This is a genomic window from Micromonospora sp. NBC_01796, assembly GCF_035917455.1.
Classification (GTDB): Bacteria; Actinomycetota; Actinomycetes; order Mycobacteriales; family Micromonosporaceae; genus Micromonospora_G.
Genome location: NZ_CP109078.1, coordinates 1,861,343 through 1,877,958 on the forward strand (window position 1 = coordinate 1,861,343; position 16,616 = coordinate 1,877,958).

The following is a 16,616-nucleotide window of genomic DNA, read 5'->3' on the forward strand; positions in this document are numbered from 1 at the left end:
TTCATAGGCTGGGTGGATGGGGGATGCGGGGGGCGCGGGGAGTGGGGTGGTGGGGCATCGGGCCGAGCCGGTGGGGCGGGAGTCGTGGCGGCGGTCGCTGATCCGTAGCGCGGTGCTGCTGTTCGGCACGCTGGTGCTCGCCACCGCCTTCATCGCCGCGTACGCGGGCGCCCTGCACGATCCGACTCCCAGGGACGTACCCGTCGGGGTGGTCCGCAGCGACCAGCCGGCGCGTACGCTCCTCGCCGCCGTACGGCAACAGGACAAGGCACTCAGAGCCGTCGAGTACGACAGCCGAGCCGCAGCCGACAAGGCGCTCAACGGACGCGACGTGTACGCCGTACTCGCCTCGACCACCGGCGGCGGCACTCCGGCGCTGACCCTGGTCACGGCGAGCGCCGCCGCGCCGATCGCCGCCCAGGTGATCACCCAGATCGTCCAGACGGCGGCGCAGCGCGGTCAGGTTCCGCTCGCGGTCAGCGACGCGGTGCCGATCGCCGCCAACGACCAGCGGGGCCTGGTGCCGTTCTACCTGGCCGTCGGGCTGGTCCTCGGCGGTTACCTGGGTGCCACCGTGCTCGGCATCACCCTGGGCACCACACCCCGTACGCTGTCCCGCGCCGGCGCCCGGATCGGCGGCCTGGCCGTCTACTCCGCCCTGCTCGGGCTGGCCGGGGCGCTGGTCACCGGCCCCGGCCTGGACGTGTGGCACACCCACTTCGCCGGCCTGGTCGGAGCCGGGGCGCTGGCGGCGTTCGCCGCCGCGATGGCCGCCGCGGCGGTGCAGGGCTGGCTCGGGCTGCTCGGCACCGGCCTGGTCATCCTGCTGCTGGTGGTGCTCGGGAACCCCGGCTCCGGCGGCATCTACGCGCCCGAGTTCCTGCCCGACTTCTTCCGGGACATGCACCTGTGGAACATTCCCGGGCTCGCCACCGACCTGGTCAGAGCGGTGGTCTACTTCAGCTCCGACGCCGCCGCCTGGCCCGCCGCCACCCTGGCGATCTGGGCCGTGGCCGGCCTCCTCCTCCTACTGGCCGCCACCGCCATCCGAGGCGAGGGCCTCCACTCCTGGACCCGCCGCCCGCGCCCGCACCCCCGTCCCCAAGATCCGCACTGATGTAGAGAAAGAGTGGCAATCCCCGAGGAAATTGCCACTCTTTCTCTACATCTGCGCACCGACGACGAGGGGTGCGGGGTGGGTCAGCTGGTTTCGCCGGCTACGGAGAAGGAGCGGAGGCGGTCGATGGCGAGGATGGTGAAGCCGATTGTGAGGATGGCGGCCATGATGATCGAGACGGGGAGGCTGACCTGGCTGGTGAGCAGTTCGGTGGGGGCGATCTTGTCGGCGATCGTGATCACGTACTGCTGGATCGACAGGTTGCGGGTCCCGCCGACGAAGTTGCCCAGCAGTCCCTCCCAGATCAGCACGTAGACCAGGCCGAGCAGCACCGGCCGCCGGGTGAGCAGGCTCAGGGCCAGGAAAACCGCGGAGTACGCCAGCGCACCGATCGCGCTCGCCACCACCAGGGCCAACCCCAGGCGTACGGAGTCCGCGAGCACCCCGACCACGTAGAGCGGGACGGCCACGGTCACCGCGCTCACCCCGGCCGACACGGCCAGCTTCGGCAGGATGATCTGCCAGCGGGGCAGCGGCTTGGTGAGGATGTGCACGATCGTGCCGTCGTCGATCTCGGCACCGAGCACCCCGGTACCGACGATCAGCGAGATGACCGGCAGGACGACGGCCAACCCGAGCCCGACCAGCACCACCGGCGCCCACTCGCGTACGTCGGCGCCCGCCGCGCGGGGCAGGGCGGCCAGCGTCACCAGCAGCAGCGGGAGCGGGACCAGCAGCAGGAACCTGCGGCGGCCGAAGAGCCCCCGCGTGGTGATCCAGGAGATAGTCGACATGTCAGGCCTCCACCAGGTAGGAGAAGACGCTCTCCAGGGATTCGTCCGAGGGCAGCAGGCGGCGTACCCGGATGCCCGACCCGAGCGCGATCTTGGGCAGTACGCGGGTGAAGCTGCCGTAGTCACCCGCGCGTACGGTCAGCCCCTCCTTGTCCAGCTCGACCCCGCTGACCGAGGGCTCCCCGATCAGCGCGACCGCGAGCCGCCGGTCGTCGCTGGACTGGACGGTGAAGACGTGCGGGCGGTGGGTCATCAGCCGCCGGATCGAACGGAAGTCACCGGAGGCGGCCAACCGGCCGGAGACGATCACCTGGACGGTGCCGGAGACCTCCTCGACCTCCTCCAGGATGTGCGAGCTGAACAGGATGGTGTGCCCGGCCTCGCCGAGGGAGTGCAGGAGCTGCATCATGTGCAGCCGCTGACGCGGGTCCATCCCGTTGAACGGCTCGTCGAGCAGCAGCACCTCCGGCGAGTGCACCAGCGCCGCCGCGACCCGCGTACGTTGCCGCATGCCCTTGGAGTAGGTGTCGATCCGCCGGTCCTGCGCGTCGGTCATCTCGACCAGTTCGATCGCCCGGCGGGCCGCCGACTCCGCGTCCGGCAGCCTGTGCAGGCGCGCACTGGCCAGCACGAACTCGTACGCGGTGAGGAAGCCGTGCACCGCCTCGCGCTCGCTGACCAGGCCCAGTCGCCGGTAGACACCGGGATTGCGCCAGGTCGGCTCGCCGCCGAGGGTGACCGCACCACGCGACGGGGCGAGGAAGCCGGCCATCATGTGCAGCAGGGTCGTCTTGCCGGCGCCGTTCGGGCCGAGCAGGCCGGTCACCCCGGCACCGAGGGTCATGGTCACGTCGTTGACGGCGACGACGTTGCCGTACCAGCGGGACACCCCGTTCAGTTCCACGTCGGTCATGAGCGGGCAACCTTCCGGTAGCGGGCGAAGAGCAGGAGGACGCAGGCCGCGACCAGGGCGACGGTGACCACGCCGTAGAGCGGGCCCCACCCGCCGATGCCCATGTCACCGGTCGTCTCGAACAGCCAGTCGCCGACGCCGCTGACCAGGCTGGCCGGGTTGACCAGGCCGGAGAGTTCCCTGCTGGTCTCGTACGGCAGGACCACCAGGACCCCGACGATCGGGGTGGTGACCAGGAAGGCCGCCACCACCGCGGCGGCGGCGACCGCCCGGCGCTTCACCAGCGCCGCGACCAGCACCGCGACCGAGGAGAAGACCACCGCGTGCAGCGCCGCGTAGGCGACACCGGGCAGGTAGTCGCCGAATTCGCGCCAGACCGCGCCGAGGTTGTCGGCGGAGAAGGCGGCCCCGGCGAACATCACCGTCAGGGGTACGGCCAGCAGCAGGAACGTCGCGGTGATCAGTGCGGCCAGCTTCGCGATCGCGTAGTCGGCGCGCTCCAGCGGCCGGGCGAAGTAGAGCGGCAGCACCCCGGTCTGGAGGTCACGGCTGACCAGTTCCGGCGCGACCGCCGCGCAGAAGAAGATGATCAGGATGCTGAGGACCTCGGGGAAGTCGTTGTAACCCAGTGCCGCCACGCCGGTCTGCACCTGGATCGCGGTGAGCACCACCGCGACCACCCCGACCACGCTCATGATCAGCCACGGGAAGATCTTCGCCTTGGCGCTGCGACCGAGCCCGAAGGCGGTACGCAGACTGTGCAGGTACAGCGCGCCGAGGATGTGCCGCCGGCCCAGCCTGGGCCCGTCGTACCGCTGGTAGCCGATGTCGTGGATGACCCCGCTGGGGGCAGTCCTCGGTTCAGGCGTGGGCATTGGTCGTCTCCCGGGTGGCGAAGAGCTCGGCGACGCGGTGCCGGCGCTGGTCGAGCCGGTGCAGCGGCAGGTCCAGTTCGGCGACGGCGGTCAGGATCAGGTCGTAGGTGCGGTCGTCGTCGAGCCGGACCAGCAGCATCCGGTCCTCGCGGTGGACCGGGAGGTCGAGCGCGGCGAGCCGGGCGGCGAGTTCCTCGGTGCCCTCGCTCACCTCGACCGCGAGTACGTCGATCGCGGTGGTCATCGCGGTGATGTTGTCCGAGCGGAGCAGCCGTCCGCCGTCGATCGCGACCAGGGTGTCGCAGATCCGCTCGACCTCGCCCAGCAGGTGCGAACAGACCAGCACCGAGATGCCGAACTCGGTGCCGATCCGGTGGATCAGGCCGAGCATGGCGTCCCGCCCGGCCGGGTCGAGACCGTTGGTGGGCTCGTCGAGCAGCAGCAGGTCGGGGTCGTGCACCAGTGCCTGGGCCAGCTTCACCCGCTGCTTCATGCCGGTGGAGTAGCCGCCGATCTGCCGGTAGCGCTCCTCGTAGAGGCCGACGTGCCGCAGCGCCTCCGAGGCCCGCTCGCGGGCGACCGTACGGGGCAGGCCACTGATCCGGCCCAGGTGGGTGACGAACTCGGCGGCGGACAGGTCCGGCGGCAGCGAGTCGTGTTCCGGCATGTAGCCGACCCGGGCCCGGACCGCCTGGCTCTCCGTGGTCGGATCGAGGCCCAGGACCCGTACCTGACCGGAGGTCGGGGCGAGCAGACCCAGCATGATCTTGATGAAGGTGGACTTTCCGGCGCCGTTGGCACCGACCAGCCCGATGACGCCCGGCTCGACCGCGACCGTGAGATCGGCGAGCGCGGTCACCCGGTTGCCGTACGTTTTGGTGAGCGACTGGGTCGCGATCAGTGTCACGCGGCCAGCGTAGGCCCGATCGGCCAGCTCGGGGTTCCCGCACCACCCTGGCCCTTCCCTGGAATGGGACCGGCCGGGCCACTAGGGGTTGACGATCATCTGCCCGGAGTGGAGTGGGGTGGCACTCTCGACCGATGGGCGGCTGGCTGAGAAACTGTGTGCCGGTCGGGTGGGTGGGGGGTTCGATGAGCAACGGGTGGGTGCTACCCGATGAGGTGCTGCGGGACGCGCCGGCGTACACGCCGCGTCCGCACGAGCTGGCCGATCTGGAGCTGCTGCTCAGTGGGGCGTACGCGCCGCTGGGCGGGTTCCTGGGGCGGGCCGACCTGGCCGCACTGGGCCGGCGCGGTCGGCTGGCCGACGGCACCCCGTGGCCGGTGCCGGTGACGCTTCAGGTGCCGTCGGGGGTGGCCGAGGGACTGGACCTCGCCAATCCGCTGCGGCGGGCCCTGGTGCTGACCGACCTGGAGGACGCCCCGGTGGCCCTGCTGGAGGTCACCGACCTCTGGCCGACCCGGGACGGCTCGTACGGCGTCGGTGGCGCGGTGCGTGCCCTCGGCGACGGCGGACACGGCCCGTTCCAGCGGCTGCGCCGATCCCCGAGCGAGGTACGCGACCTGCTGCCGCCCGGCCGGGTGCTCGGTGTGATCACCGACCGGCCGCTGCACCGCCCCCAGCTCGCGCAGATCGCACACGCCGCCAAAACGCTCGCCGCGCACCTGCTGGTGCTGATCCCGGTCACCGACACCAACCCGGACGGGCTGCCGCCGGAGGTGCTGGTCCGCAGCGTCTTCGCCGCCCGCGACCGGATGCCCCCGGCGACGCTGGTCGCCATCCCGATGGCGGGACGGGGCGACGAGATCCGCGACGCCCTGCTCCGGGCCCGGGTCGCCGCCGCGTACGGGGTGACCCACCTGCTCTCCACCGGCGAGATGCTCGCCGGCCCCGGCCTGCGGGTCCTGGTCCCCCGCGAGCTGGCCTACGACAACCGGGACGGGCAGTGGCGGTGGCGCGACGACATCCCGCCCCGCAACCGGCGGCTGGCCCTGCGCCCGGACGAGATCGACGACCTCCTGGACCGGGGCTTCCCGCTGCCGGAGTGGCACACTCCCCCGGCGGTGGCCCGTGAGCTGGCCCGGGCCCGGCCGCCGCGCCGGCACCGGGGGCTGGTCGTCTTCTTCACCGGGCTGTCCGGCTCGGGCAAGTCGACCGTCGCGCGCGGCCTCACCGACGCGCTGCGGGAGAGCGGCGACCGGACCGTCACCCTGCTCGACGGTGACGTGGTACGCCGGGAGCTGTCCGCCGGGCTCAGTTTCAGCAAGGCCGACCGGGATCTGAACGTACGCCGGATCGGTTGGGTGGCCGCGGAGGTTGCCCGGCACCGCGGCCTGGCGATCTGCTGCCCGATCGCGCCCTACGCCGCCGCACGGGCGACCGCCCGGCAGATGGCCCACGCGGCCGGGGCGGGTTTCCTGCTGGTCCACGTCGCCACCCCGCTGGAGGTGTGCGAGCAACGCGACCGCAAGGGCCTGTACGCCCGCGCCCGAGCAGGTCTGATCAAGGGGATGACCGGCATCGACGACCCGTACGAGGAGCCGACCGACGCCGCCCTGGTGCTGGACACCAGCCAGGGGACGATCGACGAGGCGGTCGCGGCGGTGCTGGTGCACCTGACCGAAACCGGCTGGGTCGAGCCCCGCCTCCAACCGGCCTGAGCCTGAGTCGGCAACGCCCCCGCGCCGTCAGTCGCGACGGTACGGGGGCGTGACGTGGGTGGGAGTCAGTGACGCTTTGCGAGCTGCACGAAGGCGTGCCAGGCGTCCGGACCGAAGCTGAGAGTGCCGCCGTCGCGGTCCTTGGTGTCCCGGACCAGCACCCGGCCGGGCAGGTTGTCGGCGACCTCCACGCAGTTGCCGCCGTTCGAGCTGCTGCGCGTGCTGGTGCGCCAGTGCGGGCTGATCATCACTTCATCCATGGCCTGGCCTTCATCAACTCGATCGATTGGTCGCGGGGCAGCGTGTGCCCGCGAACAGCATCCCAGACCCGTACCAGCACGGCCAGTTCGTTCGGTTCGGTCGCGAGCTGACCCGCCAACTGGTTGTCCAGGTACGAAACATCGCGGGAGCCTTCGACGCTGCCGATGACGAATGATCCGGCCTGCCCCGGATAGAGTCCGGCGCTGAACGGGATGACGTGCACAAACAGGTTCGGCCGGCTGGCCATCTCGACCAAGTGGTCGAGCTGCTCGTTCATCAAACCGGGATCACCTCGTCGCAGTGCCGCCTCGTCCACGACAAAAACAGCGAGTGGCGGCCGGGGCCGGTCGAACACCGCCTTCTGCCGCTCCATCCGTACCTTGACGAACCGCTCGACGTCCTCGGCGGCGATCGGGCCGCTGGCCAGCACCGCGCGGGCGTACGCCTCGGTTTGCAGCAGTCCCGGAATGACGCTCGCCTCGAAGCTCCGGAGTGCGAGTGACTGCGCTTCCGCCTCGCGCCACGGCCGGAACCACGGGACGTCCCGCCGCCGCCGACCCTCATCGGGCCAGAGGTCGAGGATCTCCCGCCGGAGGACCTTGGCCGCCACGATCCGGTGCCGGCCGTGCGGGATCCGCCCCGGCGACAGCCAGCGTCCCACCGTCTTCGGATCGACACCGACCTTCTCGGCCAGCACCTCGCAGCTCAGCCCCTGCTCCGCCATCGCCACCCGCAGCGCTTCGTTCACGACCAGACCTCCGTTCGAGACGTGCTGACGCCTACCGACCATAGGGAGCAGGACCGTCTATGTCTGCCCCTTACCGACCAGGCCTTTCAGCGGCTTTTTCCGGTGTCCAGTCGCCATCCCCCAGGACGTCTTGAATGGTCGGGACGTCCCGAGGAACGCCCGGGAAGTCCACAAGATTCACTCCACCGGGAGCCCGCCGAGGCACCCACCTCCACGCGCGGTAATGTTCGTATCTGTTGGATTACGTGTGACTGCGGGAGGGACCGGCTGATGCTCGCCCAACAGCGGCAGGCGGCGATCGTGGACCGGGTACGGGTGGCCGGCGGGGTACGGGTCAGCGACCTGGCCGGCGAGTTCGGGGTGTCGGACATGACCATCCGCCGCGACCTGGACCTGCTCGCCGAGCGGGGCCTGCTGGCGAAGGTGCACGGCGGCGCTACCTCCGCCGACTCCGGCTCGACCGACGAACCCGGCTTCGTGGCCAAGTCGGCCCGCCAGCTCTCCGAGAAGGCGGCGATCGCCGCACAGGCCGCGCACCTGGTGCAGCCCGGAATGGCGGTGGCGCTGTCGGCCGGCACCACCACCGCCGCCCTGGCCCACCGGCTGGTCGACACCGCAGGGCTGACCGTGGTGACGAACTCGATCCCGGTCGCGGAGATCTTCCACCGGGCCGGTCGACCGGACCAGACGGTGGTGCTCACCGGTGGCGTACGCACCCCGTCGGACGCGCTGGTCGGGCCGGTGGCGGTGGGCGCGATCCGTACTTTGCACCTGGATTTGGTCTTCCTCGGCGTGCACGGGATGAGCGTCCGGGCCGGTTACACCACCCCGAACCTGATGGAGGCGGAAACCAACCGGGCCCTGGTCGCCGCGTCGGAGCGGCTGGTGGTCCTCGCGGACCACACGAAGTGGGGCACGGTCGGCATCTCCTCGATGGCGGACCTGGCCGCCGCGCACACCGTCGTCACCGACGACGGCCTGCCCGAACCGGCCCGGCTCACGCTCCTGGAACACGTCATGGAACTGGTGGTAGTGGAATGAGACGGACCGAGATCAAACTGGCCGACGGGCGTGAGCTGATCTACTTCGACGAGCACGAGGGTGCGGATCGGAGCGAGCCGGACCGGCGGGATCTGCCCCCGCCGCCGCCCGCCTCGCAGCTACGTTATGACCCGCTGGTGGACGAGTGGGTGGCGGTGGCGGCACACCGGCAGACCCGGATCTTCCTGCCGAGCACCGCCGAGTGCCCGCTCTGCCCGTCCACCCCGACCCACTCCACCGAGATCCCCGCGTACGACTACGACGTGGCCGTGTTCGAGAACCGGTTCCCGTCGCTGAGCGACCGGGAGGGCGAGCCGGCGGGCGAGTTGACCCCGTTCACGCCCACCCGACCGGGGCTCGGGCGGTGCGAGGTGGTCTGCTTCACCTCCGACCACAACGCCTCCTTCGCCACCCTGTCGCCGGAGCGGGTCCGTACGGTGCTCGACGCGCTCGCCGACCGGACCACCGCACTGTCCCGGATCCCCGGTGTCGAGCAGGTCTTCCCGTTCGAGAACCGGGGGGTGGAGATCGGGGTGACGCTCCAGCACCCGCACGGCCAGATCTACGCGTACCCGTTCCTGCCGCCCCGGACCAGGGCGCTGCTCGGCGCCGCCCGCCGGCACGCCGAGCGGACCGGTGGGCGCAACCTGTACGCCGACGTCCTGACCGCCGAGCGGGCCGCCGGGGACCGGGTGGTGGTCTCGAACGAGCACTGGACCGCGTACGTCCCGGCCGCCGCACGCTGGCCGTTCGAGGTGCACGTGGCCCCGCACCGGGCGGTACCGGACATCCCGGCACTGGACGAGGCGGAACGGGCCGCCTTCGGTCCCCTCTACCTGGACGTGCTGAACCGCTTCGACCGCCTCTTCGACCTGCCGATGCCGTACATCTCGGCCTGGCAGCAGGCGCCGGTGCACGAGGGCCGGGACGTGAGTCACCTGCACCTTCAGGTGTTCAGCATCCGGCGGGCGGTGGACAAGCTGAAGTACCTGGCCGGCTCGGAGTCGGCCATGGGCGCGTTCATCAACGACATCCGGCCGGAGCAGGCGGCGGAGCGGTTGCGCCAGGCCGGGCGCTAGCGTCGCGGTGGGGCGGGAGGAGGAGGACCCGCCCTACCGTCCGCTCTCCCGTCGAAGGTGCGTACCAGGCTCCAGTAGCCGACGCTCGGGGTCATGCCGAGTGCCCGGTTCGCCCGCAGGATCGGCTCGTTCGTGTCGTCGTTGTGCGTGGTCACGGCGACGGCACCGGCCTCGTACGCGTGCCGCAGGGCAGCGGTCTTCAGGGCACTGGCCACACCCCTGCCCCGGTGGGCGACATCCACACCGGTGTAGACGGTGTACCAGTCAGCGGCCTGGGTGCTGACGATGGTGAGCCCCAGTGCCGGTGAGCCCTCCGGCTCGCACGGTTCGGCCAGCAGCACGATCGCCCCGTCCGGGATCACGCTCCGGGCGTACGCCAGGTCGACGGCCTGGTCCTCGCCGCCGGGCACCGGCAGCCCGGCCAGGGTGCGGCCGACGCATTCCAGGATGACCGCCTCGTCCGCGTCGATGTCGACCACCCGGACCCGGACCACGGCCCGGTCGGCGGTCGACGCCGCGAGCGCGGCCAGTTCATCGCCCCGGCCGGCCAGGTCGAACCGCCAGCCGACGCTGTGGTTGGTCAGCACCAGGCCGTGGCGTTCCGCGAACCGCCGACCCCGGTCGAGGTCGTCGCGCAGGGCGGTGGTCACCACCGTCCCCGGCGCGAGGGTCTTCGCCGCCAGGTCGGCGAGTTCTGCCGCGAGGGCGCTGCCCACACCCTGTCCTCGGTGTGACTCGGCGACCGCGACGAGGGCGGAGACCGTACCGGGATAGGCGGGTTCGGTGGTCAGCTTGGCGGCGCCCACCACCACACCGGCGCGCTCGGCGACGAGGGCGTGGTGGATCTGACCCGGCTCGGCGGCGGTCAACCGGTCGGTCAGCCGGTACCGCTTGTCATCACCGGCGGCGAGCACCAGCAGGTCGACGGCCGCGTCCAGGTCCGCCGGGCGGAAGGGACGGATCTTGACGTCGGTCGAGGTCAGGGGCGTACTCACGTGATCAACCCTAGGGGCGGTGAGGCCAGATGACCGATATGAGCTGGGCCACGCCGTGACCCGTCCGCGTCCGCCCGACGCTCATCCGTACAGAAGGGTGCGGGGGGCCCGGGACAGGGCCCCCCGCAGGGAAGGGACGGCTGGCTGTGCGCAACAGCCGGGAGGACTGCCCGACCGGCGCCGTTTCCGGCGACATCGAGTGGCTGGTCCTCCTGGACGCGACTGGCATCACGTCCACCCTGGTCAACGAGCGCGGGCCGATGCCGGTAACGGGCCACAAAATCGATCATGACGTACGTCGATGAAGCGCCGCCGCCGTCCCACGACCGCCACCCCCGGGGTACGCGGAAGCCCGCCGGCGACTGCCGGCGGGCTTCCGGTGAACGTGCTCGAAAATCAGGCGCCGAGCTTCTTCGCCAGGTTCTCGTCGAGCGCGGCCATGAACTCGTCAGTGCTCAGCCACGGGGCGTCCCGCGAGATGAGCAGGGCGAGGTCCTTGGTCATCTGACCGCCCTCGACGGTCTCGATGCAGACCTGCTCCAGCTTCTCGGCGAACTCGGAGACCGCCGGGGTGCCGTCGAGCTTGCCCCGGTGGGCGAGGCCACGGGTCCAGGCGAAGATCGACGCGATCGGGTTGGTCGACGTCTTCTCGCCCTTCTGCCACTGCCGGTAGTGCCGGGTGACCGTGCCGTGCGCCGCCTCGGCCTCGACCGTACGGCCGTCCGGGGTCATCAGCACGGAGGTCATCAGGCCCAGCGAGCCGAAGCCCTGCGCGACGGTGTCCGACTGCACGTCACCGTCGTAGTTCTTGGCGGCCCAGACGAAGCCGCCCTCCCACTTGAGCGCGGCGGCGACCATGTCGTCGATCAGCCGGTGCTCGTAGGTGATCCCGGCGGCATCGAAGTCGGCCTTGAACTCCGCCTCGAAGACCTCGGCGAAGATGTCCTTGAACCGGCCGTCGTACGCCTTCAGGATCGTGTTCTTGGTCGACAGGTAGACCGGGTAGTTGCGGTCCAGGCCGTAGCGCAGGGAGGCGCGGGCGAAGTCGCGGATCGACTCGTCGAAGTTGTACATGCCCATCGCGATGCCGCCGCCGGGGAACTTGGCGACCTCCATCTCGACCGGCGCGCTGCCGTCGGCCGGGGTGTAGGTGATGGTCACCGTGCCCGGTCCGGGGACCACGAAGTCGGTCGCCTTGTACTGGTCGCCGTGCGCGTGCCGGCCGATGATGATCGGCTTGGTCCAGCCGGGCACCAGGCGCGGCACGTTGGACATGATGATCGGCTCACGGAAGACAACGCCGCCGAGGATGTTCCGGATGGTGCCGTTCGGCGAGCGCCACATCTTCTTGAGGCCGAACTCCTCGACCCGGGCCTCGTCCGGGGTGATGGTCGCGCACTTCACGCCGACGCCGTGGGTCTTGATGGCGTTGGCCGCGTCAACGGTGACCTGGTCGTCGGTCTCGTCGCGGTACTGGATCGACAGGTCGTAGTAGTGCAGGTCGACGTCGAGGTAGGGCAGGATCAGCTGCTCCCGGATCTGCTTCCAGATGATCCGGGTCATCTCGTCGCCGTCGAGCTCTACGACCGGGTTGGTTACCTTGATCTTCGCCATCGGCCGGGCGCTCCTCTCGGGGGACACATGCTCAAGCAGTACGAGCGTACTGGCTCTGCCTGATGGCGCACGCCCGGCCTGCCCTGCCCGCCGGCATTTCCCCTGATACCCGGAAAGAGTGGCTGTCCGGGGTCGGACGGCCACTCTTTCCGGTGCTGCCTGTCGCCCCTGACGGGGCGGATTCGATCAGAGGTTCGCGATGTCGCCCTGCTTGGCCCGGACCGCCTCGGCGGCGGCCTTGAGGCTGGCCAGCTCGTCGGCGTCCAGGTCGGTGGTGACGATCCGACGGACACCCTCACGGCCCAGCTCGGCCTCGACACCGAGGTAGACCCCGGAGATGCCGTAGTCGCCGTCGACCCAGGCGCAGACCGGCATGACCTCGCCGGAGTCGGTCGCCACGGCCTTCGCCATCTTGGCCGCGGCGGCGGACGGGGCGTAGTACGCCGAACCGGTCTTGAGCAGCGCGACCACCTCGGCGCCACCGTTACGGGTACGGACCACCAGCTCCTCGATCTTGGCGTCCGGGAGCACCTCGCGCAGCGGCTTGCCGTTCACCGTGCTGCGCGACGGGACCGGCACCATGGTGTCGCCGTGCGAGCCGAGCGTGAGGGTCTTCACCGAGGCCACCGGTACGCCCAGTTCCTCGGCGACGAAGGTGGTGAACCGGGCGGTGTCCAGCATGCCGGCCTGGCCGAGCACCCGCTGCTTGGGGAACTGGGTGGCGAGCTGGGCCATCGCGGTCATCTCGTCCAGCGGGTTCGAGACGACGATGACCACCGCGTTCGGGGCGAACTTGGCCACGCTCTCGGACACCACACGTACGATCTTGGCGTTGGTGGCGAGCAGGTCCATCCGGCTCATTCCCGGCTTGCGGGGCAGGCCCGCGGTGATGACCACCACGTCCGAGCCCTCGATGACCTCGTAACCCTCGCCGTTCGGTCCGGTGGTCTGGCCGACCACCTTGGTCTCGAAGCCCTCGATCGGCCGCGACTGGTTGATGTCCAGCGCCAGCCCCTCGGGCTTACCTTCGATGATGTCGGTGATCACGACCGTGTCGAAGACGTCGTATTCCGCCAGTCGCTGCGCGGTCGTCGAGCCGTAGAAACCGGCGCCGACGACGGTGACCTTTTTGCCCATGGTCGTCCCACTCTCTGTTACCGACGGGTTCTTTTCCGGACCGTATCAGCCAACGGACCACCGGTCCGGCCAGGGGCTGATTTGCCTGATCGTCCCCGGCTGACCGATCCGGCCGGGCCGACCCGACCGCTCCGGCCGCGTCCACGGCGGCCCGTTCACCGGGTACCCCGACCAGCCGGCTTCAGCCCGTGACCGCTCGGCTCGGTCAGCCGCGTTCGGCCCGCTCAGCCGCTGTTCGGCCCGGTCAGCCGCGTTCGGCCCGCTCGACCACGTTGGTCAGCAGCATGGCCCGGGTCATCGGGCCGACTCCGCCCGGCATCGGCACCATCGCCCCGGCGACCTCGGCCACCTCGGCCGCGATGTCGCCGGTGTAGCGACCCTTGCCGTCCGGGCCGATCACGCGGGTGATCCCGACGTCGACCACGGTGGCGCCGGGCCGGACCATGTCGGCGGTGAGCAGCCCGGGTACGCCGGCCGCGACGATCACGATGTCCGCGTTGCGGGTGTGCTTGGCGAGGTCGAGGGTGCCGGTGTGGCAGAGCGTCACGGTGGCGTTCTCGCTGCGCCGGGTCAGCAGCAGGCCGAGCGGACGGCCGACGGTGTTGCCGCGTCCGACCACCGCCACCTCGGCACCCCGCAGCGGTACGTCGTGCCGGCGGAGCAGCTCCACGATGCCGCGCGGGGTGCAGGGCAGCGGGCCGTCGTAGCCCAGCACCAGCCGGCCCAGGTTCACCGGGTGCAGACCGTCGGCGTCCTTCTCCGGGTCGATCAGCTCCAGCACCCGCTGGGTGTCGAGGTGACGCGGCAGCGGGAGCTGGACGATGTAGCCGTGGCAGGCGGGGTCCGCGTTGAGTTCGGCGATGACCTCGTCGACCTGCTCCTGGGTGGCGTCGGCGGGCAGTTCGCGGCGGATCGAGGCGATGCCCACCTCGGCACAGTCGCGGTGTTTGCCGTTGACGTACGCCTGCGAGCCGGGGTCCGCACCGACGAGTACGGTGCCGAGCCCGGGGACCAGGCCCCGCTCGGCGAGGGCCTTCACCCGCACCCGTAGCTCGTCCTTGATCTCCGCCGCGGTCGCTTTGCCGTCCAGAAGGGTCGCCGTCACGCCCCTGATCGTCTCACGGCGGGCCGTCCGGCTTCGGGGACACCCGGTTGTCCGGTTCACGGGCCGGTTGGCGGTCGGCACGACGGAATCAATGATGATGTAACTTTCCGTAACCGTGTTGTTCGTCACTCGGGGTAGCCGGCTGTGGAGTTGTCCACAGTATGAGCGTGCAGCCAGGCACAAGCCGGACAAACCCCAGGTGGCGTAGGCCACGCGGAGATCACCGCCGATTGCGGGGTTTGGCCCAGCAAATGCCGAAATAAGGCTATAGATTGCGCGGTTCGTACCGAACCTTCTTTACCAGAGCTCAACCCGCACCGCAAGCAGACTCTCAGGCGACCGTTATTCAGTCGTAATCCGCTGGTTTGGACTAGGGTCCCGCGACGACCTACCTTTGCCGAGCGTTGCGCAGAGTGACCCGTACCCGGGACCTGGCTGCCCAGCGTGAGGAGATGAGGAGGCTCAATGCAGGTCCGTAGGCTCGCAGCCTGGGCCGCCGTACCGCTCGTCGCAACCCTGGGCCTCGCGGCCTGTGGCAGCGGCGACGACGGCGGTTCCGGGGAAAGCAACCCCAACGCTACGGTGTCGATCCAGATCGGTGAACCGCAGCACCTGATCCCGACCAACACCACCGAGACGAGCGGGAACCAGGTCCTCAGCGCCCTGTTCACCCCGCTGGTGGACTACGACGCACAGAACAAGCCTTACGAGGTTCAGGCGGAGTCGATCCAGAGCACCGACAACACCACCTGGACGATCAAGCTCAAGGACGGCTACACCTTCCACAACGGCGAGAAGGTCACCTCCGACAGCTACATCAACGCCTGGAACTACGGCGCTTATGCCCCGAACGGCCAGGGCGCCAGCTACTTCTTCGAGAAGATCGCCGGGTACGACGACCTCCAGTCGACCGACCCGGACGGCGAAGAGGGCCCGCAGAAGGCCCCCGAGCCGAAGGCGAAGACGATGAGCGGGCTGAAGAAGGTCGACGACTCGACCTTCACCGTCACCCTCTCCGCGCCGTACTCCGAGTTCAAGACGATGCTCGGGTACAACGCCTTCTACCCGCTGCCGAACGCCGCCTTCTCCGCCCCCGGCGTGATCAAGGACGGCTTCGAGGACGCCATCATCGGCGATGGCCCCTTCAAGATGAAGGGCACCTGGCAGCACGACGCCAAGGTCGAGGTCGAGAAGTACGACGCCTTCCCCGGCGAGAAGCCGAAGGTGGCCGGCGTCGAGTTCCGGATCTACCAGCAGCTCACCGCCGCGTACGCGGACGTGATCTCGGACAACCTGGACGTCGTCCCGACGATCCCGACCGAGAACCTGACCAGCGCGGCGAGCGACCTCGGCGACCGGTACCAGCAGAGCCCGGCGTCGTCGTTCCAGTTCCTGGCGTTCCCGACGTTCGACCCGAGCTTCAGCAAGCCCGAGGTTCGTAAGGCGATCTCCGAGGCGATCGACCGCGACGAGATCATCAAGTCGGTCTTCAAGGACTCGCAGCAGTCGGCCCGCTCGTTCGTCTCGCCGGTTGTCGCCGGATACCGGGACAACACCTGCGGCACCGCGTGTGTGTTCGACCCGGCCAAGGCCAAGTCGGAGTACACCGCCGCGGGCGGCCCGGCGAAGATCCAGATCTCGTACAACGGCGATGGTGGCCACAAGGACTGGGTCGACGCGACCTGCAACCAGCTCAAGACCAACCTGGGCGTGGACTGCGTCGGCACTGCCGAGCCGAAGTTCGCCGACCTGCTGGACAAGGTCGAGGCGAAGAAGCCGGTCGGCATGTTCCGGCTCGGCTGGATCATGGACTACCCGTCCATGGAGAACTACCTCGGCCCGCTCTACACCACGAACGGTTCGTCGAACTACTACGGGTACAGCAACCCGCAGTTCGACGCGCTGGTGAAGGAAGGCGTCTCGGCCGCCACCCCGGACGAGGCGATCAAGAAGTACCAGGCCGCTGAGGACATCCTGGCGAACGACCTGCCGGTGATTCCGCTGCGCTTCGGTCAGAACAACTTCGGCTACTCGAGCAAGGTCAAGAACGTTGAGATCGACCTGTTCCAGCGGGTCAATCTGACCAAGATCGAGGCCGTCAGCTGAGCTGACCCCCCGAATCTGGTTCGGTCCATCCGGTAATCCCCGGTGGCTCGGGCCATGGATGGAGCAGTCCGGCGTCGCCCAAGAACGCCGACGCCGGACTGTTCCGCCGGGCACATCGCGAGGTGTTTCCCCGCCGAAAATCCGGGCCTTGAGTGCCCGGATACTTTCGTACGCCGAAACGATCGTTCGTACGACTTTCATCCATATTC

At 69.8% G+C, this 16,616-nt stretch carries 16 protein-coding genes; 6 read left to right on the plus strand and 10 right to left on the minus strand.

Translation table 11 applies throughout. The features are described from left to right. Positions 1-16: 16 nt before the first annotated feature. Positions 17-1,117 (plus strand): hypothetical protein, encoded by a 1,101-nt coding sequence (locus tag OIE47_RS08545; RefSeq protein ID WP_326560966.1) that lies wholly within the window; start codon positions 17-19, stop codon positions 1,115-1,117. Between the two features lie 83 nt (positions 1,118-1,200). On the opposite strand, the gene OIE47_RS08550 is transcribed toward OIE47_RS08545, so the two are convergent. The 4 genes from OIE47_RS08550 to OIE47_RS08565 are packed head-to-tail and all read right to left on the minus strand — an operon-like array spanning position 1,201 to position 4,606. Then, a complete protein-coding gene (locus tag OIE47_RS08550; protein WP_326560967.1) occupies positions 1,201-1,911 on the minus strand; it encodes an ABC transporter permease subunit in 711 nt (236 codons plus the stop codon). 1 nt (position 1,912) lies between these two features. Next, on the minus strand, positions 1,913-2,824 hold the full coding sequence (locus tag OIE47_RS08555) for an ABC transporter ATP-binding protein (protein ID WP_326560968.1): 912 nt from the start codon (positions 2,822-2,824) through the stop codon (positions 1,913-1,915). Beyond that, entirely contained in the window at positions 2,821-3,699 is an 879-nt protein-coding gene (locus OIE47_RS08560) for an ABC transporter permease (protein WP_326560969.1), read from the minus strand. Before OIE47_RS08560 ends, OIE47_RS08555 begins: the two co-directional genes overlap by 4 nt. Continuing rightward, positions 3,686-4,606, minus strand: coding sequence for an ABC transporter ATP-binding protein (locus OIE47_RS08565; protein ID WP_326560970.1), 921 nt, complete (start codon positions 4,604-4,606; stop codon positions 3,686-3,688). Before OIE47_RS08565 ends, OIE47_RS08560 begins: the two co-directional genes overlap by 14 nt. A gap of 185 nt (positions 4,607-4,791) precedes the next feature. Between OIE47_RS08565 and cysC the strand changes: the two genes are divergently transcribed. Continuing rightward, positions 4,792-6,321 carry an adenylyl-sulfate kinase gene (gene cysC, locus OIE47_RS08570; RefSeq protein ID WP_326560971.1) on the plus strand — a complete coding sequence of 510 codons (1,530 nt, stop codon included), beginning with the start codon at positions 4,792-4,794 and terminating at the stop codon, positions 6,319-6,321. 65 nt (positions 6,322-6,386) lie between these two features. On the opposite strand, the gene OIE47_RS08575 is transcribed toward cysC, so the two are convergent. Beyond that, positions 6,387-6,581 (minus strand): DUF397 domain-containing protein, encoded by a 195-nt coding sequence (locus OIE47_RS08575; protein WP_442792064.1) that lies wholly within the window; start codon positions 6,579-6,581, stop codon positions 6,387-6,389. Then, complete coding sequence (locus OIE47_RS08580) at positions 6,569-7,330, minus strand: helix-turn-helix transcriptional regulator (RefSeq protein ID WP_326560972.1); 762 nt, start codon at positions 7,328-7,330, stop codon at positions 6,569-6,571. The genes OIE47_RS08575 and OIE47_RS08580 overlap by 13 nt, the downstream gene beginning before the upstream one ends. 270 nt (positions 7,331-7,600) lie before the next feature. Between OIE47_RS08580 and OIE47_RS08585 the strand changes: the two genes are divergently transcribed. Beyond that, the gene (locus OIE47_RS08585) at positions 7,601-8,371 is read left to right on the plus strand and encodes a DeoR/GlpR family DNA-binding transcription regulator (RefSeq protein WP_326560973.1); all 771 of its coding nucleotides are present in this window, start codon (positions 7,601-7,603) and stop codon (positions 8,369-8,371) included. Further along, complete coding sequence (gene galT, locus OIE47_RS08590) at positions 8,368-9,450, plus strand: galactose-1-phosphate uridylyltransferase (RefSeq protein WP_326560974.1); 1,083 nt, start codon at positions 8,368-8,370, stop codon at positions 9,448-9,450. Before OIE47_RS08585 ends, galT begins: the two co-directional genes overlap by 4 nt. On the opposite strand, the gene OIE47_RS08595 is transcribed toward galT, so the two are convergent. Continuing rightward, entirely contained in the window at positions 9,447-10,445 is a 999-nt protein-coding gene (locus OIE47_RS08595) for a GNAT family N-acetyltransferase (protein WP_326560975.1), read from the minus strand. The genes galT and OIE47_RS08595 overlap by 4 nt on opposite strands. A gap of 146 nt (positions 10,446-10,591) precedes the next feature. Between OIE47_RS08595 and OIE47_RS08600 the strand changes: the two genes are divergently transcribed. Further along, positions 10,592-10,750 (plus strand): hypothetical protein, encoded by a 159-nt coding sequence (locus OIE47_RS08600; protein WP_326560976.1) that lies wholly within the window; start codon positions 10,592-10,594, stop codon positions 10,748-10,750. A gap of 91 nt (positions 10,751-10,841) precedes the next feature. Here OIE47_RS08600 and OIE47_RS08605 read toward each other — a convergent pair whose 3' ends face one another. The 3 genes from OIE47_RS08605 to OIE47_RS08615 form a co-directional block, all read right to left on the minus strand. After that, on the minus strand, positions 10,842-12,059 hold the full coding sequence (locus OIE47_RS08605) for an NADP-dependent isocitrate dehydrogenase (RefSeq protein WP_326560977.1): 1,218 nt from the start codon (positions 12,057-12,059) through the stop codon (positions 10,842-10,844). 186 nt (positions 12,060-12,245) lie between these two features. Continuing rightward, on the minus strand, positions 12,246-13,196 hold the full coding sequence (gene mdh, locus OIE47_RS08610) for a malate dehydrogenase (RefSeq protein ID WP_326560978.1): 951 nt from the start codon (positions 13,194-13,196) through the stop codon (positions 12,246-12,248). 244 nt (positions 13,197-13,440) lie between these two features. After that, the gene (locus tag OIE47_RS08615) at positions 13,441-14,301 is read right to left on the minus strand and encodes a bifunctional methylenetetrahydrofolate dehydrogenase/methenyltetrahydrofolate cyclohydrolase (protein ID WP_326560979.1); all 861 of its coding nucleotides are present in this window, start codon (positions 14,299-14,301) and stop codon (positions 13,441-13,443) included. 465 nt (positions 14,302-14,766) lie between these two features. On the opposite strand from OIE47_RS08615, the gene OIE47_RS08620 reads away from it, so the two are divergent. Next, on the plus strand, positions 14,767-16,407 hold the full coding sequence (locus OIE47_RS08620) for a peptide ABC transporter substrate-binding protein (protein WP_326560980.1): 1,641 nt from the start codon (positions 14,767-14,769) through the stop codon (positions 16,405-16,407). Positions 16,408-16,616: the final 209 nt, after the last annotated feature.

Bases quoted from the DNA above. Each gene is read 5' to 3' on its own strand.
- OIE47_RS08575 (WP_442792064.1), bottom strand. From the start codon at position 6,581: ATGGATGAAGTGATGATCAGCCCGCACTGGCGCACCAGCACGCGCAGC.
- mdh (WP_326560978.1), bottom strand. From the start codon at position 13,196: ATGGGCAAAAAGGTCACCGTCGTCGGCGCCGGTTTCTACGGCTCGACG.
- galT (WP_326560974.1), top strand. From the start codon at position 8,368: ATGAGACGGACCGAGATCAAACTGGCCGACGGGCGTGAGCTGATCTAC.
- OIE47_RS08545 (WP_326560966.1), top strand. From the start codon at position 17: ATGGGGGATGCGGGGGGCGCGGGGAGTGGGGTGGTGGGGCATCGGGCC.
- cysC (WP_326560971.1), top strand. From the start codon at position 4,792: ATGAGCAACGGGTGGGTGCTACCCGATGAGGTGCTGCGGGACGCGCCG.
- OIE47_RS08560 (WP_326560969.1), bottom strand. From the start codon at position 3,699: ATGCCCACGCCTGAACCGAGGACTGCCCCCAGCGGGGTCATCCACGAC.
- OIE47_RS08555 (WP_326560968.1), bottom strand. From the start codon at position 2,824: ATGACCGACGTGGAACTGAACGGGGTGTCCCGCTGGTACGGCAACGTC.
- OIE47_RS08620 (WP_326560980.1), top strand. From the start codon at position 14,767: ATGCAGGTCCGTAGGCTCGCAGCCTGGGCCGCCGTACCGCTCGTCGCA.
- OIE47_RS08605 (WP_326560977.1), bottom strand. From the start codon at position 12,059: ATGGCGAAGATCAAGGTAACCAACCCGGTCGTAGAGCTCGACGGCGAC.
- OIE47_RS08550 (WP_326560967.1), bottom strand. From the start codon at position 1,911: ATGTCGACTATCTCCTGGATCACCACGCGGGGGCTCTTCGGCCGCCGC.
- OIE47_RS08585 (WP_326560973.1), top strand. From the start codon at position 7,601: ATGCTCGCCCAACAGCGGCAGGCGGCGATCGTGGACCGGGTACGGGTG.